19 protein-coding genes are annotated in these 22,248 nt (G+C 66.7%); 13 read left to right on the forward strand and 6 right to left on the reverse strand.

The window, feature by feature from the left end; translation table 11 throughout:
* Window positions 1–106: 106 nt before the first annotated feature.
* The 8 genes from sucC to ATE59_RS03575 all read left to right on the forward strand — a co-directional run bounded on the left by sucC (window position 107) and on the right by ATE59_RS03575 (window position 9,060).
* Window positions 107–1,315: an ADP-forming succinate--CoA ligase subunit beta gene (gene sucC, locus ATE59_RS03540; protein ID WP_003042798.1), complete on the forward strand. Its 1,209-nt coding sequence runs from the start codon at window positions 107–109 to the stop codon at window positions 1,313–1,315.
* 110 nt (window positions 1,316–1,425) lie between these two features.
* Complete coding sequence (locus ATE59_RS03545; protein ID WP_003042796.1) at window positions 1,426–2,175, forward strand: electron transfer flavoprotein subunit beta/FixA family protein; 750 nt, start codon at window positions 1,426–1,428, stop codon at window positions 2,173–2,175.
* A complete protein-coding gene (locus ATE59_RS03550) occupies window positions 2,172–3,101 on the forward strand; it encodes an electron transfer flavoprotein subunit alpha/FixB family protein (protein ID WP_058811204.1) in 930 nt (309 codons plus the stop codon). Before ATE59_RS03545 ends, ATE59_RS03550 begins: the two co-directional genes overlap by 4 nt.
* A 12-nt stretch (window positions 3,102–3,113) precedes the next feature.
* A complete protein-coding gene (locus ATE59_RS03555; protein WP_058811205.1) occupies window positions 3,114–4,502 on the forward strand; it encodes a DUF389 domain-containing protein in 1,389 nt (462 codons plus the stop codon).
* A 66-nt stretch (window positions 4,503–4,568) separates the two neighbouring features.
* The gene (locus ATE59_RS03560) at window positions 4,569–5,564 is read left to right on the forward strand and encodes a cupin-like domain-containing protein (protein ID WP_058811206.1); all 996 of its coding nucleotides are present in this window, start codon (window positions 4,569–4,571) and stop codon (window positions 5,562–5,564) included.
* Entirely contained in the window at window positions 5,564–6,343 is a 780-nt protein-coding gene (locus ATE59_RS03565; RefSeq protein WP_058811207.1) for an enoyl-CoA hydratase, read from the forward strand. The genes ATE59_RS03560 and ATE59_RS03565 overlap by 1 nt, the downstream gene beginning before the upstream one ends.
* 69 nt (window positions 6,344–6,412) lie before the next feature.
* A complete protein-coding gene (locus ATE59_RS03570) occupies window positions 6,413–7,744 on the forward strand; it encodes a phosphotransferase (protein WP_058811208.1) in 1,332 nt (443 codons plus the stop codon).
* A gap of 20 nt (window positions 7,745–7,764) precedes the next feature.
* On the forward strand, window positions 7,765–9,060 hold the full coding sequence (locus ATE59_RS03575) for an acyl-CoA dehydrogenase family protein (protein WP_058811209.1): 1,296 nt from the start codon (window positions 7,765–7,767) through the stop codon (window positions 9,058–9,060).
* Between the two features lie 124 nt (window positions 9,061–9,184).
* Here ATE59_RS03575 and ATE59_RS03580 read toward each other — a convergent pair whose 3' ends face one another.
* Together ATE59_RS03580 and ATE59_RS03585 are read right to left on the reverse strand one after the other, a co-directional pair.
* Window positions 9,185–9,496 carry an alkylphosphonate utilization protein gene (locus ATE59_RS03580; RefSeq protein WP_058811210.1) on the reverse strand — a complete coding sequence of 104 codons (312 nt, stop codon included), beginning with the start codon at window positions 9,494–9,496 and terminating at the stop codon, window positions 9,185–9,187.
* Window positions 9,497–9,513: 17 nt separating this feature from the next.
* Window positions 9,514–10,272 carry a class I SAM-dependent methyltransferase gene (locus ATE59_RS03585; RefSeq protein WP_058811211.1) on the reverse strand — a complete coding sequence of 253 codons (759 nt, stop codon included), beginning with the start codon at window positions 10,270–10,272 and terminating at the stop codon, window positions 9,514–9,516.
* Window positions 10,273–10,395: 123 nt separating this feature from the next.
* Here ATE59_RS03585 and ATE59_RS03590 point away from each other — a divergent pair, with 123 nt between their 5' ends.
* The 3 genes from ATE59_RS03590 to ATE59_RS03600 are packed head-to-tail and all read left to right on the forward strand — an operon-like array spanning window position 10,396 to window position 14,594.
* Entirely contained in the window at window positions 10,396–12,144 is a 1,749-nt protein-coding gene (locus ATE59_RS03590) for an N-acyl-D-amino-acid deacylase family protein (protein ID WP_058811212.1), read from the forward strand.
* On the forward strand, window positions 12,144–13,151 hold the full coding sequence (locus ATE59_RS03595) for a zinc-dependent alcohol dehydrogenase family protein (RefSeq protein ID WP_058811307.1): 1,008 nt from the start codon (window positions 12,144–12,146) through the stop codon (window positions 13,149–13,151). Before ATE59_RS03590 ends, ATE59_RS03595 begins: the two co-directional genes overlap by 1 nt.
* A gap of 18 nt (window positions 13,152–13,169) precedes the next feature.
* Window positions 13,170–14,594 (forward strand): amidase, encoded by a 1,425-nt coding sequence (locus ATE59_RS03600; protein WP_058811213.1) that lies wholly within the window; start codon window positions 13,170–13,172, stop codon window positions 14,592–14,594.
* A gap of 9 nt (window positions 14,595–14,603) precedes the next feature.
* On the opposite strand, the gene ATE59_RS03605 is transcribed toward ATE59_RS03600, so the two are convergent.
* The 4 genes from ATE59_RS03605 to nhaA form a co-directional block, all read right to left on the reverse strand.
* Window positions 14,604–15,731, reverse strand: a complete 1,128-nt coding sequence (locus ATE59_RS03605) for an aminotransferase class V-fold PLP-dependent enzyme (protein ID WP_058811214.1) — start codon at window positions 15,729–15,731, stop codon at window positions 14,604–14,606.
* Window positions 15,728–16,498 (reverse strand): tryptophan 2,3-dioxygenase family protein, encoded by a 771-nt coding sequence (locus tag ATE59_RS03610; RefSeq protein ID WP_058811215.1) that lies wholly within the window; start codon window positions 16,496–16,498, stop codon window positions 15,728–15,730. The genes ATE59_RS03605 and ATE59_RS03610 overlap by 4 nt, the downstream gene beginning before the upstream one ends.
* A 138-nt stretch (window positions 16,499–16,636) precedes the next feature.
* Entirely contained in the window at window positions 16,637–18,079 is a 1,443-nt protein-coding gene (locus tag ATE59_RS03615; protein WP_231737158.1) for a hypothetical protein, read from the reverse strand.
* Between the two features lie 44 nt (window positions 18,080–18,123).
* On the reverse strand, window positions 18,124–19,410 hold the full coding sequence (gene nhaA, locus ATE59_RS03620; RefSeq protein ID WP_082657277.1) for a Na+/H+ antiporter NhaA: 1,287 nt from the start codon (window positions 19,408–19,410) through the stop codon (window positions 18,124–18,126).
* Window positions 19,411–19,562: 152 nt separating this feature from the next.
* Here nhaA and ATE59_RS03625 point away from each other — a divergent pair, with 152 nt between their 5' ends.
* Both ATE59_RS03625 and ATE59_RS03630 read left to right on the forward strand, forming a co-directional pair.
* On the forward strand, window positions 19,563–20,987 hold the full coding sequence (locus ATE59_RS03625; RefSeq protein ID WP_058811217.1) for a glycosyl transferase family protein: 1,425 nt from the start codon (window positions 19,563–19,565) through the stop codon (window positions 20,985–20,987).
* Window positions 20,975–22,069, forward strand: coding sequence for a hypothetical protein (locus ATE59_RS03630; RefSeq protein ID WP_058811218.1), 1,095 nt, complete (start codon window positions 20,975–20,977; stop codon window positions 22,067–22,069). Before ATE59_RS03625 ends, ATE59_RS03630 begins: the two co-directional genes overlap by 13 nt.
* Window positions 22,070–22,248 lie beyond the last annotated feature (179 nt).

Below are 22,248 nucleotides of genomic sequence, written 5' to 3' on the forward strand. Positions count from 1 at the left end.
TGTCAAGATTTTCTGGGCGCGGCAGGGGTAGCCTTGCCGCGCAACTTGTGCTTATGCGGCGCCGCATATCTCCCCGCTTACAGAGTCGAAAGGCCCGGCAGAGCTCATGAACATCCACGAATATCAGGCCAAGGAACTGCTCGCGAAATTTGGCGTCGCGGTGCCCAAGGGCATTCCCGCGATGAGTGTCGAGGAAGCCGTCGCGGCGGCAAAGCAGCTCCCCGGACCGCTTTACGTCGTCAAGGCACAGATCCACGCGGGCGGCCGCGGCAAGGGCAAGTTCAAGGAACTCGGCCCCGATGCCAAGGGCGGCGTTCGCCTGGCCAAGAGCATCGAGGAAGTCGAAGCGCACGCCAAGGACATGCTGGGCAACACGCTGGTGACGATCCAGACCGGCGAGGCCGGCAAGCAGGTCAACCGCCTGTACATCACCGACGGCGTCGACATCGGCAAGGAATTCTACCTCGCGCTGCTCGTCGATCGCGCCACCAGCCGCATCGCGGTCGTCGCGTCGACCGAAGGCGGGATGGACATCGAGGAAGTCGCGCACTCGGCCCCCGAAAAGATCCACACCATCACCATCGATCCCGCCACCGGCCTGATGCCGCACCACGGCCGCGCGGTGGCCAAGGCGCTCGACCTGTCGGGCGATCTTGCCAAGCAGGCGGCAAAGATCCTCGAGGGCCTCTATGCCGCATTCCTCGGCACCGACGCCTCGCAGATCGAAATCAACCCGCTCGCCATCTGCCCGACCGACGAAGGCGACAAGCTCTATGTCCTCGACGCAAAGGTCGGCTTCGATTCGAACGCGATGTTCCGTCACAAGGATCTCGCCGAGCTGCGCGACCTGACCGAAGAAGATCCGGCCGAGGTCGAAGCGAGCGAATATGACCTCGCCTACATCAAGCTCGACGGCAATATCGGTTGCATGGTCAACGGCGCCGGCCTGGCGATGGCGACGATGGATATCATCAAGCTCAACGGGGCTTTCCCGGCGAACTTCCTCGACGTCGGCGGCGGCGCGAACAAGGAAAAGGTCACCGCGGCGTTCAAGATCATCCTCAAGGATCCCGCCGTTCAGGGCATTCTCGTCAACATCTTTGGCGGCATCATGAAGTGCGACATCATCGCCGAAGGCATCGTCGCCGCGGCGAAGGAAGTGAATCTGTCGGTGCCCCTGGTCGTCCGCCTGGAAGGCACGAACGTCGAAAAGGGCAAGGAAATCCTGGCGAACTCGGGTCTCGCGATCGTTCCCGCGAACGATCTGGGCGACGCGGCGAAGAAGATCGTCGCAGAGGTTGCGAAGGCGGCCTGACTGGTTTTCCCCTTCCGCTCTTGCGGCGGAAGGGGTCGCCCACAGGTTGACGTTTACGTAAACGCCAATTATGGCGCACTGCACAATTCTTCGAGAGGAGCTGAAAAGCCATGAAAATCCTCGTCCCCGTGAAGCGGGTGCTCGATTACAACGTGAAGCCGCGGGTGAAGGCGGACGGCACGGGCGTTGACCTTGCCAACGTCAAGATGTCGATGAACCCCTTCGACGAAATCGCTGTCGAAGAGGCGATCCGCCTCAAGGAAAAGGGCGTCGCGACCGAGATCGTCGCCGTCAGCGTCGGCCCGGCCAAGGCGCAGGAAACGCTGCGCACCGCGCTCGCGATGGGCGCCGACCGCGCAATCCTGGTGCAGACCGACGATGAAGCCGAACCGCTCGCGATCGCGAAGATATTGAAGGCGATTGCCGATGCCGAAACGCCGGGTCTCGTGATCCTCGGCAAGCAGGCGATCGACGGCGACAACAACCAGACCGGCCAGATGCTCGCCGCGCTCACCGGCTGGGCGCAGGGCACCTTCGCCAGCGCCGTGAACGTCGAAGGCGATCATGTCAGCGTGACGCGCGAAGTCGACGGCGGTCTCGAAACGGTGAAACTGAAGCTTCCCGCGATCGTCACCACCGACCTGCGTCTGAACGAGCCGCGCTACGCGTCGCTGCCGAACATCATGAAGGCGAAGTCGAAGCCGCTCGATACCAAGGCGCCCGCCGATTACGGCGTCGACACGGCGCCGCGCGTCAAGACGGTCAAAGTTTCGGAACCGCCCGTCCGCTCGGCCGGCGTCAAGGTCGCCGATGTCGATGAACTGGTTGCCAAGCTGAAGGCGATGGGAGTGCACTCATGAAAACGCTCGTTTGGGTCGAACATGACGGCAGCGCCGTCAAGGATGCCACGCTCGCTGCGGTGACCGCCGCGTCGAAGCTTGGTGAAGTCCATCTGCTCGTCGCCGGTGAAGGCGTCGATGGCGTTGCCAAGGCGGCGTCGGAAATCGCGGGCGTGGGCAAGGTGCATGTCGCCGACAACGCCGCCTTCGGTCACAACCTGCCCGAAAATATCGCGCCGCTCGTCGCCGATCTGATGGGCAGCCATGACGCGTTCGTCGTGCCCGCGACGACGACCGGCAAGAATATCGCGCCGCGCGTCGCCGCGCTGCTTGACGTGATGCAGATTTCGGAAATCCTGTCGGTCGAGGGTCCGAAGACCTTCACCCGCCCGATCTATGCCGGCAACGCGATCGCGACCGTCGAAAGCTCGGATGCGAAACTGGTTCTGACCGTTCGCGGCACCGCCTTCGACAAGGCTGCCAGCACCGGTGGTTCTGGCGCGATCGAAGCCGTCTCGGCTGGCGGCGACGCCGGCATTTCGAGCTTCGTCGGCGCCGAAATCGCCAAGCAGGATCGTCCCGAGCTCACCTCCGCGAAGATCATCGTGTCGGGCGGGCGTGCGCTGGGTTCGAGCGAGAAATATCAGGAAGTCATCGTTCCGCTCGCCGACAAGCTCGGTGCCGCGCTCGGTGCTTCGCGCGCCGCGGTCGATGCGGGCTATGTCCCCAACGACTATCAGGTCGGCCAGACCGGCAAGATCGTCGCGCCGGAGGTGTATTTCGCGATCGGCATCTCGGGCGCGATCCAGCACCTCGCGGGGATGAAGGATTCGAAGACGATCGTCGCTATCAACAAGGACGAAGACGCTCCGATCTTTCAGGTCGCCGATCTCGGCCTCGTCGCTGATCTGTTCAGCGCGGTGCCCGAACTGACCGGCAAGATCTAACCGCCCGACCATATGGCCGGCAATCATCCCGGAGTGCCCGGACTGGGCGACGCGCCGTTCAACGCCGGCGGTCGCCGGTCCGCGCGGCCGGGGCCGGGGCGCGAAATCGACGATGATGACCGCGCGGCCGACGACGAAGAAGCCGTCCATGGCCGCGCGCTGATTCTGGCCAGCGTCGCGCGCGACGCGCGGCTCAATCAGAAATTCCTGTTGCTGATCACGCTGTCGGCGGCGATCGCCACGCTCGGCCTGCTTCAAGGGTCTGCGGCGGTGGTGATCGGCGCGATGCTGGTATCGCCGCTGCTCGGCCCGATCATGGGCGTCGGCTTTGGCCTCGCGACGCTCGAATCCAATCTCATCAAGCGTTCGCTCGTCACCATGGCGGCGGGGATGGCGGTCGCGGTGCTCGTCGCGATGCTGATCATCTGGCTGTCGCCGATCAAGGACGTCACCCCCGAACTGCGCGCGCGGACGCAGCCGACGCTGCTCGATCTCGGTGTCGCCGTCGTCGGCGGCATCGCCGGCGTCTATGCGATCCTGCGCAAGCTGTCGGGCGTCATGGTCGGCGTCGCGATCGCGACCGCACTGGTTCCGCCGCTCTCGACGATCGGCTTCGGTCTTGCCACCGGCCGCCCCGACTTCGCGCTTGGTTCGGCGCTGCTCTTCCTGACGAACACGCTCGCCATCGCCTTTGCCGCGACGATCGTCGCAAGGGTCAACAAATTCGGCCCGTCGCTGACCCCGCAGCATACCGCGATGCAGATAACCGGAATCATCGTCACGCTGGGCGTGCTGTCGATCCCGCTGGCGCTGTCGCTCAACAATATCGCGCGCGAGATCCGCGCACGCTCGGCGGTGCAGTCCGAACTCAACCGCTTGCTCGGTGACGGCGATCGCATCGACAGCCTGAATGTCCGCACCGAGGGCGAGGAGGTGGCGGTCGACGGCGTTGTCCTCGTCGACCAATATTCGGCGCAGCTCAACGATCAGCTTGCCACCAAGGTGCGCGGCGATCTCGACCGCGACGTCAGCGTCAACCTCGTCCAGCTCAAGCAGCAGACCAACGCCGCGGTGCAGTTCGAGGAGCGGCTGAACCAGCGGCTCGCCACGCTCGAACAGCGTGACGCCGACAGCATGGGGATCATCGCCGGGCTGACCATCGGCGAATTGATTCCGCGCGCGCGGGTGCTGGTCGATGCGCAGGCGCGCCGCGTCGTCGTCCAGCGCGACCGCGAGGGCGAAGGCGAACAGGTCGCTGCGGCGATCGACCGCATCATGGCCGACATCCAGGGCCGCTACCCGCAATGGCTGATCGAAAACGGCAGCTTCACCCCCGCCGAACCGCCGAAGGAGACGGCGGAAGGCGCGGCCGGGGAAGAGCCCGCGACGGAGCGCCGCTGAGCCGGGCGTCTTGATACCGACGCATTCGCGATCATAGGGTGGGCGCTGCCCCTTTGGAGTCGTTCGATGCCCCAAGCCGACAAGCGCCTTATCCTCGCCGACGGGCTGGCCGCGGGCGACGATGATGCGGCGCTGCATGCGCGGCTGATCGCCGCGGGCGTGTCGGCGGCATCGGCGAAATATGAGGTCGAGCGGCTCGCAAAGGACCCGATGGCGCTCGCCTTGCGGCGGCAGGCGTCGCGCGGTGCCAAGCAGCAATGGTTGTTCGCCAATCAGGCGCGGCTTGCGCGCGAGAGCGAAGGCGGCTTCGCGCTCGATACTGTCGACCGCATTGCCACCGCAGAATTCTATCGCGGCTATTATGATGCGAACCGTCCGGCGAAGCTGACCGGCTTGGTCGATCATTGGCCCGCGCTGTCGCGCTGGTCGCTCGATCATTTTGCGGCGGTCGCGGGCGGCGCGGCGGTCGAGGCGCAGGTGGGGCGCGACGGCGACCCCGATTATGAACTCGCCAAGGACGCTCACCGGCGGATGCTGCGGTTCGGCGAGCTGATCGACTGGTTGCGGGGGGACGAGGTCAGCAACGACATCTATCTGACGGCCTATAACAGCGGTACCAACGCGGCGGCGCTCGCGGTCCTGTGGGACGACCTGGCGCCGATCGACCTCTTGGAACCGCGCGACGGCCGCGACGGCTTTTTCTGGCTCGGTCCCAAAGGGACGCTGACGCCTTGGCACCACGATCTGACGAACAATCTGCTCGTACAGGTCATGGGCCGCAAGCGGGTCCGCATGGCGCCGCCCTGGGCCTTTGCGCGGATGCGCAACAGCCGCCATTGCTTTTCCGACTGGGGCAACGAAGCGCTGCCGGCGGGCGATGGCACCGCCGAAACGCCGCCGGTTCTCGAATGCGTAATCGGGCCGGGCGAGGCGATCTTCCTGCCCGTCGGTTGGTGGCATCAGGTCGAGGCGCTCGACCTGTCGGCGAGCATGAGCTTCACCAACTTCCGCCGTGCCAACGCGCATGTCGACGATTATCGATCTTTCGGAGAAATCGCCTGATGTCCCTTGTCCTCGTCGCCCATTATGATGCCGTAGCAACGGTCACCCTGAACCGCCCCGAGGCGATGAATGCGCTCTCGCGGGCGCTGCGCGCCGAGCTTGCGGCGGTGATGCGGGGGCTTGCCGCCGACGACAGTGTGCGCGCGATCGTGCTGACGGGGGCGGGCGAGCGGGCCTTCACCGCCGGGCTCGACCTCAAGGAACTGGGGGCCGACACTAGCAATCTGGGCGCCGCCAATGCCACCGACGCCGACGAGAATCCGGTCAAGGCGATCGAGCTCTGCCCGCAGCCGGTGATCGGCGCGATCAACGGGGTTGCGATCACCGGCGGGTTCGAGCTTGCGCTCGCCTGCGACATATTGATCGCATCGACGGCAGCGCGCTTCGCCGACACACATGCGCGCGTCGGGGTCATGCCCGGCTGGGGCCTGTCGCAGAAATTGTCGCGGCTGATCGGTATCGGCCGCGCCAAGGAATTGTCGCTTACGGGTAATTTCCTGGGCGCCGAAGCGGCGCGCGACTGGGGCCTCGTCAATCGCGTCGTTGCCCCCGCAGAACTGGTGCCCGCGGCGCAGGCGCTCGCGCGCGATATCGCCAGCGCCGATCCGGCGATGGTACGACGCTACAAGCGGCTGATCGACGACGGCTATGCGCTGCCCTTCGGTGACGCGATGGCGCTCGAACAGGCGCGGTCGTCGGCGGCGAACCGCGCCGTTCGCGCCGAGGAGGTCGAGGCGCGGCGGATGGCGGTGATGCAGCGGGGGCGTGCGAACATCTGACGCGCGGCCGCGCCCACCTGTCACGATTACGGGCTTGCGGAGCCCGAAAATACTTAGCAAGGGGAAGTAATGTCCGATCTGTCGACCTTGCTGCCTCCCTTCATGATGCGCGTTGCCGGTGCCGGCGACCTGTCGAATCTGATCCGCCTTTCAGGCGGCGCCAATATGGAAAGCTGGGCGTTCGACTGGGGCGGCGGTGCCTATGTGCTGCGCCGTGCGCCCTCGGCCGAATATATGGAAGGGCGGCCTTATGGTCATTCGGTCGAGGCTGCGCTGGTCCGGGCGGCGCACGCGGGCGGGGTCAAGGCGCCCGAGGTTATCGGGGTGCTGTCCGATGCCGACGGCATGGGCACGGGCTATGTCATGCGGCGCGTCATCGCCGAAGTCAGCCCGGCGAAGATATTAGCGGCGGCGCCGCGGTCGCTCGTCGCCGATCTGGGGCGCGAACTGGCGTTGATCCACGCGCTGCCGCGCGACGCGATCCCGGCCGAAATTCCGGTGATGGATACCGCCGCAGCGCTCGCGGAGCTCAAGGCGCGCTTCCTTTCCTATGGCGGCGACCGGCCGGCGATCGCGCTCGCGGTCAAATGGTGCGAGGATCATCTGCCCGAACCCGCCGACCCGGTGCTCGTCCATGGCGACTATCGCATGGGCAATGTCATGGTCGATGCCGATGGTCTTGCCGCCGTGCTCGACTGGGAACTCGCGCATCTGGGCGACGCGCACGAGGATCTGGCCTTCGGCTGCATGACGGTGTGGCGGTTCGGCATGCTCGACAAGCCGGCGTTCGGGGTCGGCAGCCTCGACGATTATTTTGCCGCCTATGAGGCCGCGGGCGGGCGTCCGGTGGACCGCGACCGCTTCAAATATTGGCTCGTCTATCGCACCCTGTGGTGGGCGCTCGGCTGTCTGCAGATGGGGCAGGCGTGGCGGAGCGGCGCCGATACGACGGTCGAACGCGTGGTCGTGGGGCGGCGCACTGCCGAACAGGAACTCGACATCATCCGGCTGCTCGAAGATGGGGCGCCCGCGGCCGAGCGCGCGGCGCCGCTGCCGCCTTCGCCTGCCGCCGCCGCGGCGCCGGTCGGCGAACCGACGACGCAGGAAATGGTGCAGGCGGTGCGCGATTGGCTGGGGGAGGCGATCAAGCCGCAGGCCGAGGGGCACGGCAAATTTCAGGTCGCGGTCGCGATGAACGCGCTCGGCATCGTGATGCGCGATCTTGGCGCGGGCATCCGTGCCGAGGACAAGGCGCTGGCCGGGGACATACTGGCCGGGCGGGCGACGCTTGCCGACCCCGGCCTGCTCGCGCGCCTGCGCCGCGCGGCGCTCGACAAATGCGCGGTCGACAGTCCCAAATATGCCGCGCTCGCCGCGGCGCGGGCCGCCTGGAACGGATAGAGACAAACGGGAGAGAGACGATGGATTTTGCGGTTCCGGCCGATTTGCAGGCCTATCTGGACGAACTCGACGCCTTCATCGCAGCGGAGATCAAACCGCTCGAGGAGGCGGACGACAACATCCGCTTCTTCGACCATCGCCGCGAACATGCGCGCACCGACTGGGACAATCAGGGACTGCCGCGCCACGAGTGGGAACAGCTGCTGAAGCAGGCGACCCGCAAAGCCGATGCCGCGGGCCACTGGCGCTTTTCGGCGCCGAAGAAATATGGCGGCAAGGACGGATCGAACCTGTGGATGGCGGTGATCCGCGAGCATTTTGCCGCCAAGGGCCTCGGCCTCCACAATGATCTGCAGAACGAACACAGCATCGTCGGCAATTTTCCCTTCGTCGAGATGTTCGAACAATTTGGTACCAGCGACGATCAGAAGCAGGAGTTCATCCTCGGCGGCTTCGAAGGCAAACGCCGCACCGCCTTTGGCCTCACCGAACCCGATCATGGCAGCGACGCGACGCACATGGAAACGCGCGCGGTGCGCGAAACCCGCGACGGGGGCGAAGGCTGGCTGATCAACGGCGAGAAGATGTGGACGACGGGGATGCATGTCGCGACCCATTGCGCGACCTTCTGCCGCACCAGTGGCAATGACGGCGATGCCAAGGGGATCACCTGCCTGCTTGTCCCCAACCCGTCGCCGGGCCTCGTGATCGAGGAATATCTTTGGACCTTCAACATGCCCACCGATCACCCGCGTGTCAGCTTTACCGATGTGTGGGTGCCCGACAGCGCGCGGCTCGGCCCGGTCGACGGCGGCCTGTCGATCGCGCAAAGCTTCGTCCACCAGAACCGCATCCGTCAGGCGGCCTCGTCGCTTGGTGCGGCGGTTTACTGCATCGAGGAAAGCGTGCGCTATGCGCGCGAGCGCAAGCCCTTCGGCGAAGCGCTGGCGAAGAACCAGGCGATCCAGTTCCCGCTCGTCGAGCTGGCGACGCAGGCCGAAATGCTGCGCCTCCTTATCCGCAAGACGGCGTGGGAAATGGACAATATGCCGCACAAGGAGGTCGAGCGCACCCTCTCCGACAAGGTGAGCATGTGCAATTACTGGGCGAACCGGCTCGTCTGTCAGGCGGCCGATCGCGCGATGCAGGTGCATGGCGGCATCGGTTATTCGCGCCACAAGCCCTTCGAGCATATCTATCGCCACCACCGCCGCTACCGGATCACCGAAGGGGCCGAGGAGATTCAGATGCGCAAGGTCGCGGCCTATCTGTTCGGCTATCTCGGCCCGCGGCGCGAGACGCTGGGGAAGATTTGAGGGTTATATATAAAGGTGGTGTTCCCCCGCGAAGGCGGGGGTCCATCATCGAAAGGTGCAAACTGGAACCGACCGGAGATGGGTCCCCGCCTTCGCGGGGACACGCGACAAAAAAGGCACGACTCTAACGCTTCCGTACGAACTCCGTTCGCAGCACCAGGCCCCTGATCCCTTCGTAGCGGCAGTCGATCTCGTCGGGATCGGCGGTCAGCCGGATCGACTTGATGACGGTGCCGACCTTCAACGTCTGGCCCGCGCCCTTCACCGGCAGATCCTTGATGAGGACGACCGAGTCGCCGTCGCTCAGTAGATTGCCGACCGCGTCCTTCGCTTGCGGAAGCGCATTGGCCGCCGCGGCCCGGTCGCGCGCTTCGCTGGCGGACAGCCATTCGCCGCTCGCCTCGTCATAGACATAATCTTCGTCATCGCTGCTCATCGGGGCGCTCTATCCATCTATTCCGGCTTGCGAAAGCGCAGCGTGAACTGGTCTGTCTTGCCGCGAATGGCAGGGTCGAAGACATTGGCGGTGCGCGGGTCTTCGGGGCGTTTGTAAAGGTCGCTCTCGGCCTCGAGCACAAAGCCGGCCTTGGTCAGCGCCGCGACGACTGCGGCCTTGTCGATGCGGTGCAGGCTGTCGGACAGCGTCGTGCCGCTGCCGTCCGCCGCGCTGTGATCGACCACCACCAGCGTGCCGCCGGGCTTGAGCGCGGCGAAGAGTGCGGCGCTGGCCTTGTCGCCGGTCCCTTCGGGGAAGGGCTTCAAATAGAGATCGTGAAAATTCTGCACCGTCACGATCGCGTCGAGCGGCACCGGGAAAGCCGGAGCGGCAAAGGCGCCGCCAACCGCATCGACATTGGCATAGGCCGCGGCGACCGCGGTCTGATCGTCGCCATATTGCTTGCGAAAGGCGATGAACTCGGCGGGCTGAAAAGCGTAGACATGTCCCGCGGTGCCCACGGCTCCCGACAGGATGCGGGTCAGATAGCCGCCGCCCATCACATAATCGCCAACGCTCTGGCCCGGCTTGATGCCGGCGAAGGCGAGCAATTCGGCGGGCTTGCGGGCGGCGTCGCGCTCGCGGTCGGCGGCCGGGCGCGCCGGATCGGCAAGCGCTGCCGCATAATCGGCGGCGGGCGCGTCGGCGGCGATGGCCGGAATGGCGGCTGCGGCAAGAGCCGCGGCGGTGGCGACAAGGGTAAAGTGACGGATCATGGCATCGACTCCCGTTGGTTTGTCGCACGGCTATAGCCGTTCGCCGCACGCCGCGCGCGCTTATTTGCACTGTCCGAATTTGATGATAGGTTTCGCACTGAAACCAAATAACGGGAGAGCGAGATGTACGATCTGGTGATTCGCGGCGGCACCGTCGTCGATGGCACGGGCGGTTCGTCCATGGTGGCCGATGTGGCGGTAGAGGGCGATCGCATCGTCGCGGTCGGCACCGACCTCGGCGCCGGGCGCGAGGAAATCGACGCGCGCGGCAAGATCGTCACCCCCGGCTTCGTCGACGTTCACACCCATTATGACGGGCAGGCGACGTGGGATCAGGAAATGGCGCCGTCGAGCTGGCACGGCGTCACCACCGTCGTCATGGGCAATTGCGGCGTCGGCTTCGCGCCCGCGCGGCCCGACCGCCACGACTGGCTGATCGGCCTGATGGAAGGCGTCGAGGATATTCCCGGCACCGCGCTCGCCGAAGGGATGAGCTGGGAATGGGAAACCTTCCCCGAATATATGGATGCGCTCGAAAAACTGCCGCGCACCATCGATGTCGCGTGCCACGTTCCGCATGGCGCGGTTCGCGCCTATGTGCTGGGCGACCGCGAACAGCCGGGCGCGGTGCCGACGGCTGAGGACATCGCCGAAATGTCGCGCATCGTCGAAGAGGGGGTGCGCGCCGGCGCGCTCGGCTTTTCGACGAGCCGCACCGTCATCCACAAATCGGTCGACGGCGAAGTCGTCCCCGGCACGACCGCGACCGCCGAGGAGTTGATCGAGATCGGCCGTGCGATGGGCCGCGTCGGTTATGGGGTGTTCGAAATGGCGAGCGACCTCAACCGCGAATGGAACGAGTTCGACTGGATGGGCAAGCTGAGCCGCGAAACCGGGCTGCCCGTGACCTTTGCGGCGCTCCAGTCGATCGCCAAGGAATTGCCGCTCGACGAACAGATCGAAACGATGCGCGCCGAAAATGCCAAGGGTGCCAATATCGTCGCGCAGATCGCGCTGCGCGGCAACGGCATCATCATGGCGTGGCGCGGCACCGTCCATCCCTTCCGCTTCCGCCCGTCGTGGCGCGCCATTGAGGGCCTGTCGTGGGACGAGCAAAAGGCAAAGCTGCTCGACCCCGCGTTCAAGGCGCAGCTCCTTTCCGAAGACAATGACTTCAGCGAAGCGCCGCAGGACATCATGGGGCTGTTGATGGTCGTCGCCGGCGGCTGGACCATGCAGTTCGAGATGGACGAGGATTTCGACTATGAGCCCGGCGCCGATGCCAGCATCGCGGCGCGCGCCACGGCGGCGGGCGTCGATCCGGCCGAATATGCCTATGATCTGCTGTGCCGCGACGATGCGACCGGTTTCGCCTATCTGCCGATCCTCAACTATGCCGACGGCAACCTCGACTTCCTCGAGGCGCTGCAGGACAGCGACGATACGGTGAACAGCCTGTCGGACGGCGGCGCGCATTGCGGCACGATCTGCGATGCCGCGTCGCCGACCTTCATGCTTCAGCATTGGGTGCGCGATCGCAAGCGCGGCGGGCGCGTGCCGCTGGAACGGGCGATCAAGCGCCAGTGCCGCGACACGGCGCTGCTCTATGGGCTCGAAGATCGCGGGCTGGTCGCACCGGGCTATCTCGCCGATCTCAACGTCATCGACATGGAAGCGATCAAGCTCGGCAAGCCGTGGCTCGCCTTCGATCTGCCGGCGGGCGGCAAGCGTCTGCTGCAAAAGGCCGATGGCTATGTTGCGACGGTCAAGTCGGGCGTCGTCACCTTCAGGGACGGCGAAGCGCAGGGCGCCTATCCGGGCGGCGTGATCCGCGGTCCGCAGCGCGTCGAGCTGGCGATGGCGGCGGAATGATGCGGGCGGTCCGGCTTCGCGCTCCCGCTTCGCTCGACAATCTGACGCTCACCGATCTCGCCGACCCCGGGCAACCGGGGCCGGGCGAGATCCGGGTGCGGCTGGCGGCGTCGTCGCTTAACTTCCACGACTATGCGGTGGTGGCGGGCATGATCCCCGCTGCCGACGGGCGCATCCCGATGTCCGACGGCGCCGGCGTGGTCGAGGCGGTGGGTGAGGGGGTGACGCAGTTTGCGGTTGGCGATCCGGTCGTCTCGATCTTCTTTCCCGACTGGATCGACGGCGCGCCGCCGACGAGTGCCTTCACGCGGGTGCCGGGTGACGGCATCGACGGCTATGCCCGCGATGTCGTCGTGACGCCCGACCACTGGTTTACACGCGTCCCGGCGGGCTATTCGGCAGCGGAGGCCGCGACGCTGACCTGCGCCGGGCTGACCGCCTGGCGCGCGCTGTTCGTCGATGATACGATCCGGCCGGGTTCGACCGTGCTGGTGCAGGGATCGGGGGGGGTGTCGATCTTTGCGCTGCAATTCGCCAAGGCCGCAGGCGCGCGGGTGATCGCGACCAGCTCGTCCGACGATAAGCTCGCACGGCTCAAGGATCTCGGTGCCGACGAGCTGATCAATTACAAGGCGGTTCCCGCCTGGGGCGCAAAGGCGATGGAACTGACCGGCGGGCGCGGGGTCGATTGCGTGGTCGAGATCGGGGGTGCCGGCACGCTCGACCAGTCGATGATCGCGACGCGCGTCGGTGGCCATGTCGCGCTGATCGGCGTGCTCGCGGGCTTTGCCGGGCCGGTGCAGACCGCGCTGCTGATGGCGAAGAATCTGCGCGTTCAGGGTTTGACCGTGGGGAGCCGCCAGCAGCAGCTCGACATGATCGCCGGGATCGAGGCAAATGCGATCCGGCCGGTGATCAGCGATCATTTCCCGCTCGAAGGCCTCGCCGATGCGTTCCGCCATCAGGCCGCGAACAAGCATTTCGGCAAGATCGTCGTCGACATCTGATACGAAAAGGACGGGCCGGTGGGGTTTGCCGAATATGATCGTTACGACGCGCTCGGCCTTGCCGACCTCGTCGCGAAGGGGGCGGTATCGCCGCTCGAGCTGGTCGATAGCGCGATCGAACGGATCGAGGCGCTCAACCCGCGCCTGAACGCGGTGATCTTCACCGATTATGATGGCGCCCGGGCGCGCGCGAAGGCGCCGCTTCCCGACGGGCCGTTCCGGGGCGTTCCCTTCCTGCTCAAGGATATATTGGGCGATCTCGCCGGGTGGCCGACGCGCAACGGATCGCGCATCTCGCCGCCCGTTCCGATGCCCTTTACCGCGACGTTGGTGCAGCGTTTCCTGGCGGGCGGGCTGATCCCGATCGGCAAGACCAATGTGCCCGAATTCGGCGTCGTCGCGACGACCGAGAGCAAGCTGTACGGTCCCGCCTGCAACCCGTGGAACCCGGCGCATTCGACCGGCGGCTCGTCGGGCGGATCGGGCGCGGCGGTGGCGAGCGGCATGGTGCCCGTCGCGCATGCCAACGACGGCGGCGGATCGATCCGTATCCCGGCAAGCTGTAACGGGCTGGTCGGGCTGAAGCCGACGCGCGGGCGCAACCCCTTGGGGCCGATGCTCGGCGATGTGATGGGCGGCCTCGCCGCCGAACATATCGTCAGCCGCAGCGTGCGCGACACCGCGGCGATGCTCGACGTCACCGCGGGCGCCGAACCCGGCGATCCCTATGCGGCGCCGTCCGCTCCGCCGAGCTGGCGCCGGGCCGCCGAGGCGCCATGCCCCAAGCTGCGGATTGCATTCGCGCGCTCGGCGCCGGGGGGGCGGGCGCTCGATCCTCAGGCGGTCGCCGCGGTCGAACATGCGGCAAAACTGTGCGAGAGCCTGGGTCATCATGTCGAGGAGGCATCGCCCCCGGTGGACAATGATGCGATGGTTCCGGCCTTCATGGCGATATGGTCGAGCGGCGCGGCGATGCAGATCGACGGCATCGCGATGATGACAGGGCAGACGCCCGGTCCCGACAATCTGGAGGGGCTGACGCGCGGCCTGTACGCGATGGGCAAGGCGATCAGCGCGCCGCAACTGTGGGGCGCGATCTTCCAGCTGCAACAGATGGCGCGCGCGGTCGCGGCGTGGCACGCCGACCATGACATCTGGCTGACCCCGACGCTCGGCGCCCCGCCGCCGCGCAACGGCAGTTTCCCACTCGACAGCGAAGATGTGGTGGCCGGCTTCGGCGCGATGACCGACTATGTTCCCTTCACCGCGATCCAGAATGCGACGGGGCAGCCCGCAATCAATGTCCCCCTGTGGTGGACGCCCGAGGGATTGCCGATGGGAACGCAGTTCGTCGGGCGCTTCGGCGAAGAGGCGCTGTTGCTCCAGCTCGCGGCCCAGCTCGAAGAGGCACAGCCCTGGTTTGACCGGCGCCCGGCGCTCTAGGGGCGACCGTCAGACGAGCGCGCGAACGGCCGCTTCGGCGTCGTCGGCGCCATTATAGGCGTGAAATGACAGCCGGACGGTGGTGCCGCGGAAGTCGGCGCTGATCGCATTCGCGGTGAGCGCCGCGGCGACACGCGGCTGGTCGGCGCCGGTGTCGATGCACAGCGTTCCGCCGATGTCGCCTTTGGGCCAGCGCCACTGCGGCGTCCGGGGTTCAAGCGCGGCGCGGAGGATCGTCTGGAGCGCGCGATTATGCGCGCGCACCCGCTCGACGCCTATTGCGGTGACGGCTTCGATACCCGCGGTCGACAGGATGAATGGTGCGACATCGGGGGTGCCGCCCCACCAGCGGCGCGCGTCGGGGGCATAGCGGAAGCTTTCGATATCCATCTCGAACGGATTGTCGTGGCTCCACCAGCCGCGCTCCATCGGATCGAGCGCGGTGCGGTCGTGCGGCGCGACCCATAGCCACGCCGCGCCCGGTCCGCCGCACAGCCATTTGACGCTGGTGCCGATCACCGCATCGACGCCCCATAGGGCGGGCGTGACGGGAACAAGGCCGACCGATTGCGCGCAATCGGCGATGCAGCGCGCGCCCGCGGCGTGCGCGGCCGCGGCGACGGCGGCGATGTCGGTCAGCGCGCCGCTGTTCGAGCTGACGTGCATCGCAACAACCAGCGCCACATCGTCGTCCAGCGCCGATGCCCACTGCGCGGGATCGCGCACATCGGCGGCGGCAGGCAGATAGCGCGTCGTCCACCCCGCGGCGGCGAGCCCGCTTGCGACATAGCCGATCGTCGGAAAGGCGCTCGGCGCGAGCAGGATGGTGCGCCGGGTCGTCGCGGTGCCTAGCGCCGAGAGGTAGCGCGACAGCGCCGCGCTGACATTGGTGGCGGGGCACAGATCGCTTGCTTCGACACCGATCAGCTCCGCCAGCGCGGCGCGCCAGGCGTCGATCGCCTCCAGCCAGTGCGGCCAGGCCTCGCCCGTCTCGCGCCACGGGGTCAGCATCCGGTCGCGCAGCAGCGCCTCGGCGCTGCGCGGCTGGCATCCGACGCTGTGGCTTTTCAGATAGACGGCGCCGGGCGGCAGGAAAAAGTGCCCGGCAACCGCGGCCGGCAGCAGCGCGCCGCTCACAGGCCGCTGCCGTGTCCGGCCGGCGCATTGCCGCTGATACTGTCGCGCTTGACGCCATATTCGGCGCCCCAGCGGTCGGTCATTGCGGCGCGAATGTCCCACAGTTCGGGGAAGAATCGATGCCGCGCGCCGGCATTGAGCAGTTCGACCGGACGCCCTTTGAGCGATTTCGATCCCATGCCGATCGACCGGTGGATGAGATAGATGTGATGGGCGCGAAAGATCTGGAACAACTCGTCGAATTCGATCAGCGCCTCGGCGACCATATAGGCCTCGTCGTGGCGGTAGCCGGTGTCGTATACGTCGGCGACGCAGCGCCCGGCGGGATCGAGATAGGCCGATTTGTAGCGCGCCCACAGCGGCTGCGGCAGGGTGAGCAGGAGCTGGAAGCCGGGGCTTTCCTGCCCCGACCCATTGCCGAGCTGACGCCGGATCGCCTGATAGTCGAACGGACTCATCGTCTCCAGCAGCGCCAGCTGATCGGTCATCAGCCGCATGATCCGGTTGACGCGGTCGAAGAGCGACAGGACGCGCATCGTCTCGCCCGCCGCCATATGGCCGTCGATTTCGGCGAGGGTGAAGGCCATGAGCTTCATCCACAATTCCTCCACCTGATGGACGATCTGGAACTGCAATTCGTCGGGGGTGCAAAGCTCTGCGAGCGGCTTCTGGCAATCGAGCAGACGGTCGACCGCCAGATAGACGCCATAATCCTTCATGACCGGCGCTTCGATGCGCTGGTGAATATCCTGTTTGTCCAGGTGCATGGGAAATCCTTGCGATTGATGGAACCGAAAGGGCGCGCCGCTCGGGCGCGCCGACGGATCAATCGCGCGGAGCCACTCCCGCAGGCGGGCGCCGCGGCGATCCCGCCTGGCCGAGCCAGAGAAGGGCGACCGCGGGGGTCATCGCGCGGCGAGATCCGCTGGCAGGGTGGGTTCGCCGAGAAGCCCGAGGAAGCGGCGCCACATCATGTCGCGGGACGGCGCACCGCGTTCGACATAGTCGCGCACCATCGCTTCGCCGAGCCCGTAGTTGATGACGTAGCTGCGATATTTTTCGGTGAAATCGGTCATCTGCTCGGCGCGCGGTCGCGAAACGAGCCCATATTTCTGCGTCAACGCCACCGCCGTCGGCCGGTCGATCGCGCCGTCGAGATATTGCTGCGCAATCGTCAGCCGGGCGCCCGACAGCGCTTTCATCGCGTCGAGAAGCTGCCAGTAGCGCTCGTCGGCGGGTGGTTCGATGCCTGCCAGCGGCATGATCGTGTCGCGCTCGACGGCGATGCGTTCGTCAGCCGGAAAAGCAAGGTCGATGCCGTAATTGGCGCTTCCTTCGGCCAGGAAGCTTTGCGGGCTGTAAAGCGGGTAGACGCTATATTCGATCCAGTTGCGGTCGCGGACCAGCTTTGCTTCGATTTGCAGATTGAACAGATGGTGGCCCGGATAGCCTTCGTGGCAGCCGAGATCGAGCGCGCGCGACAGGCGGATCGGCAGGTCGGTGTTGACCTGGATGATGCTGCGATAGCCGCCCATGTAGAAATTATAGCCGCTCCAGCTCTTTCCGGTGACGAACTGCAGGTCGAAATTCTCGTCTTCGGGCATCGCCACCTGCGCGGCGGTCCGCGCACGGCACTGGGCGATCGCGGCGTCGAAGGTCGGCTTCAGCCGGGCGGCGGGAATGGTGAAGCGGTCGAAATAGGCTTCGACGCGATCGGCCAATTCGCCGTCGCCGGGGACGAGCTGCGCGATGGTAGCCAGCGTGGCGTCATAGGCGGACAGCGGTTCGAGCGTCGGGCGCACGCCGAAAAGCCGTTCGGCCTCGTCGGCAAAGGCAAAGCGCTTGCCCTGCAACATTTCGCTGCGCGTCTCGGCCGCGAGCAGCATCGCCTTCAGCGCGCGCAAGCGCCGTTGGTCGGCGGCTGCGGTCAGGTGGGGCGCGACGTCGTCAAGCGATGCCGAGAGCTGGCGCGCAGCTTCGCCCAGCATCGCAAGGCTGCGCGGATCTGTCACGGCGGCCGCCATCAGCGCCTTCGGTCCGTAATAGGCGTCGATATCGCTCTTGTTATGCGTGCCCAATTCGAGAACCAGCCCGACATAATCATGCGCCACGCTGTCGAGCGTGTGGCGCGCAACCGCGGCCACGGCGGGATCGAGCGCGGCGTCCGCTCCGGCGGGCGCCGGCATCGGCGGCGGCAGCACCGTTTGCGGCAGGATGGTGACGGCCATTGCCGGTTCCGCCGGCGCCTGCTTGGTTGGTGCGTCCTTTGCTGCGCGTTCAGCCGCCTTGCGCTGCGCCACGACCCGCCGCATTTCGGGGTCGAGCGCATAGCATCCCGACAGGGTCATGCCCGCAAGGACGGCAAGGGCCAGAAGAGCGCTGCGGCGGGGCATCAGCCAGCTGTGGCGGGCCGCACTTCGGAGGTGTCGCTGACGTCGCCGTCGCGGGCGATTTCCGCGTCCGAACTCGTCTCGATCCCCGAATGGTCGGGATGGAGCGGAGCGAAGCGCAGCACGGCAAAACCGGTCAGCGCGGCGACGAGCGATCCCATCAGGATACCGATCTTGGCCTCCTCGATCAGCAGGGCGTTGCCCGGGAAGGCAAGGCCGCCGATGAACAGGCTCATCGTGAAGCCGATCCCGCACAGCACCGACACGCCATAGATTTGCAGCCAGGTCGCACCGCGCAGCTTGCCCGCGATCCCCAGCTTTACGGCCAGCCAGACGCTGCCGAAAATGCCGACCTGCTTGCCGAAGAACAGCCCGGCCGCGATGCCGAGCGGCAGCGGCGCGAAAATCTGATCGAGCCCCAGTCCGCGCACGTCGACACCGGCATTGGCGAAGCCGAACAGCGGCACGATCGCAAAGGCGACCCACGGGTGCAGACCATGTTCCAGGCGGTGGAGCGGCGAGGTTTCGCTGTCCGGCGCGCCCGGCGTGCGTTCGAAGGGGATCGCCATCGCCGCGAGGACGCCGGCGATCGTCGCATGCACGCCCGAGAGCAGCATTGCGTACCAGAGCAGCGCAAAGAGCAGCAGATAGACCGCGAGATGCTTCACCCCGGCGCGGTTGACCGCGAACATCACGCCGAGCAGCAGCGCCGCAGCGCCGAGCGCCAGCATGTTGATTTCGGCCGTATAGAAAAGCGCGATGATCGCGACCGCACCCATGTCGTCGACGATCGCGACGGTCACCAGAAACAGCTTGAGCGACGTCGGCGCGCGCTTGCCGAGCAGCGCGAGCACGCCGATCGCAAAGGCGATGTCGGTCGCAGCGGGGATCGCCCAGCCTTGCGCAAGACCCGCCGTGCCCCCCGCGAGCAGTATGTAGATCACCGCGGGAACCGCCATGCCCGCTGCAGCGGCGATCATCGGCAGCCGCCGCCGATCCCAGCTCGCAAGGCGTCCGTCAACGAACTCACGCTTGATCTCGAGCCCGACGAGCAGGAAGAAAATCGCCATCAGGCCATCATTCACCCATAGGTGAACGGTCATCGGACCCAGCTTGTCGGTCAGCGTCGGCCCCGTCACCGCATGGATTGCGTGGTGATAATCGGTGGCCAGTGCCGAATTGGCGATAATCATTGCCAAAGCGGCCGCGAAAATCAGCAACATCCCGCCGGCGCTCTCGCTTTCAAGAAAGTCGCGGAGAGCCGAGCGTGGCGACGAACTGCGGGTCACGAAATTACACCTCTTTTTGTCTGGGGGCCATTTGGTGGACGTCGTAGCGCGCTCGAACGGCTGCGTCACGCTTTACAAACCGATTCCGCCGATTAGGCATTGCGATATGTGACGCCAAGACGTCAGAGACAGGGGCAGAGCAGGGCAGGCGGGTGGAAGGGTCGACCGCATGGCTGGGCTGGCTGGTACAGGGTGCCGGTCATGAACTGATGCTGTTCGCATCGGTGGGCATCCTTTTGTTCGGGCTCGACGATCTCTTGTTCGATGCGCTCTGGTTCGGGGCTGGCCGGGCGCGGCGCGACGCTGTTCGCGGGCGCGATCCGGTTTCGGGAACGGTTGCGGTCTTCGTGCCGGCGTGGCGCGAGGCGGCGGTGTTGCCCGCGACCCTCACCCACATGCTGCGAAGCTGGGATGGCGAGGATGTCCGGCTCTATGTCGGCTGCTACCCCAATGATGCCGCGACGCTGATGGCGGTCGCCCCGCTGGTGGCGCGCGACCGGCGGGTGCGGCTGGTGATTGGTCCGGCGGCCGGGCCAACGACAAAAGGCGATAATCTCAACCGGATGTGGCACGCGCTGGGCGAGGATGAACGCGCCGAGGGGCGGCGTTTTGCCGCAGTCGTGCTCCACGATGCCGAAGATCGGGTGCATCCGGCCGAAATCGCGCTCTATCGCGTGCATCTCGCGCAGGATGCGATGGTGCAGATCCCCGTCGTGCCGCATTACGAACCCGGTCAACGCTGGATCGGCGGACATTATGCCGACGAGTTTGCGGAGGCGCATGGCAAGGAGTTGGCGCTGCGCTCGCGCCTTCGCCTGCCGCTGCCGTCGGCGGGCGTCGGAACCGCGCTGACGCGCAATGCGCTGTCGCTGCTGGCGATTGAGCGCGGGGGCGACCCGTTCCGCGCCGACAGTCTGGCGGAGGATTATGAGGTCGGGATGCTGCTCGATGCCTTCGGCCTGTCGGCGCTCTTCGTCGATGCGGTCGACGGCGACGGGACACGGATCGTCTCGCGCGGCGAATTTCCGGCACGGGTCGAGGCGGCGGCGCGGCAGAAGGCGCGGTGGGTCGTCGGCATCGCGCTCGCGGGATGGGATCATGTCGCCTGGCCAGCCGCGCGCCCCGACGATGGCCCACGCGGCGCATCGCGCGCCTGGGCCGCGCGCTGGATGCTCTGGCGCGACCGGCGCGCGCCGCTTGCGGCGATCGTCATTCTGGCGGCCTATATCGGGATGATCCTGGCGGGGCTGGCCATGGCGGGTGAAGCGCTGTTCGGCTGGTCCGCGGTAGACATCGGCGACACGCTGCGCTGGTTGCTTGCTTTCAATGCCGTCCTATTGCTGTGGCGGCTTTCGATGCGCTTTCTTTTCACCGCGCGCTGCTATGGGCTTCGCGCCGGTTTCGCGGCGGTGCCGCGCGCCTTTGTCGCCAATCTGATCGCGGTCCTTGCGGCACGGCGCGCGATCGCATGCTATTGGACGATGCAGCGTTCGGGGCGGGTGGTCTGGGACAAGACCGATCACCCCGCCGTCGAGGCTCCGCGTCCCTTGCTCCTTTCCGAAGCATGGTTGCGGTGAATCGCACGGCCTATAGCGGTCCGGCGTCCGGCGGCGCCCCGGCGCTGCGGTTTCTGGCATTCTGCATCGGTGGTTGGATCGCCTTGCGCGCGCTGATGCTGTGGAGCGCCGCGACTCCCGCGCCGCCGATACCGGTCGCGCCGCCCTGGTTTCCGACGGTTCTGTCCGGCGCGCCCGACCAGGGTGCGATCGCGGCTGCGTCGGCGCCGGTCGTGCAGCGGATCGCCCATGGCGCTTTGCCGCGGCGACCGCGACATGCCGCAACCCCTGCAGTGCCCGACCTCGGCGCCGATTTGCCGCAGCTGAGCCTCGCCTTGATGGCCCGCCTCTTCCCCGCCGCCCCGCCGCGCGCCGCGGCCGCAGAATCACGAACGTGGAATCTTGCGACCGCGCCCGCGCGTGCAGCGCCTGGTCGCGGCGGCGCCTTCTGGATGCAGCGGCAATTAACGGGGCTGTCGGCATCGGCATGGGTCTATTTGCGGGACGGCGACGGGCGGTCGCTGGCGGGCGACGGGCAATTGGGCGGTTCGCAGGCGGGCTTCCGCGTCGCGCACGCGCTCGCCGGAGACGGAGCGCTGCGCGTCTATGGGCGGGCGACCGCGGCCTTGCGCCGTCCCGAACAGAGCGAACTGGCGCTCGGACTGGCATTTGCTCCGGCACCCGGCCTGCCCGTCGATGTCGCGGTCGAGCGCCGGATGGCGATCGGCCATGAGGGGCGCAGCGCCTTTGCCGCAATGGTCGTCGGCGGCGTGAGCGCGCTACCGCTGCCGCATGACTTCCGGCTCGACGCCTATGGCGAGGCGGGGGTTGTCGGGCTGCGCCGGGGCGACGTCTTTGCCGACGGTGCGATTTCGATCGATCGCGAGATAGCGGCGGCGGGTCCGACCCGCGTCAGCGTGGGCGGGATGGCGGCAGGCGCCATACAGCCCGGTGTCGCACGCGTCGATGTCGGGCCACGGCTGACGCTCCGCTTGCCCGATGTCGGCCAGGGCAGCAGCATCGCGCTCGACTGGCGACAGCGCGTCGCTGGCGGTGCCCGCCCCGAAAGCGGCCTCGCGCTGACGCTGGCGAGCGACTTTTGACAACCCCCCGGCGCGCGGTGGCACGGCCGATTTCATGTGCCGGGACAGCGCGTTCTTGGGACGGCTTCTGCCCGCAACACAGGCGGCGCGCGGGATTTGCCTTTTGCGCGCTTATCCCGCTCGTCAGGTGGTTCCACCTGCGCTGAAAAGGCTCTAGGGTCGGCGGAATCGGTGCTGGT

The organism is Sphingopyxis sp. A083 (assembly GCF_001468495.1).
Taxonomy (GTDB): Bacteria; Pseudomonadota; Alphaproteobacteria; order Sphingomonadales; family Sphingomonadaceae; genus Sphingopyxis; species Sphingopyxis terrae.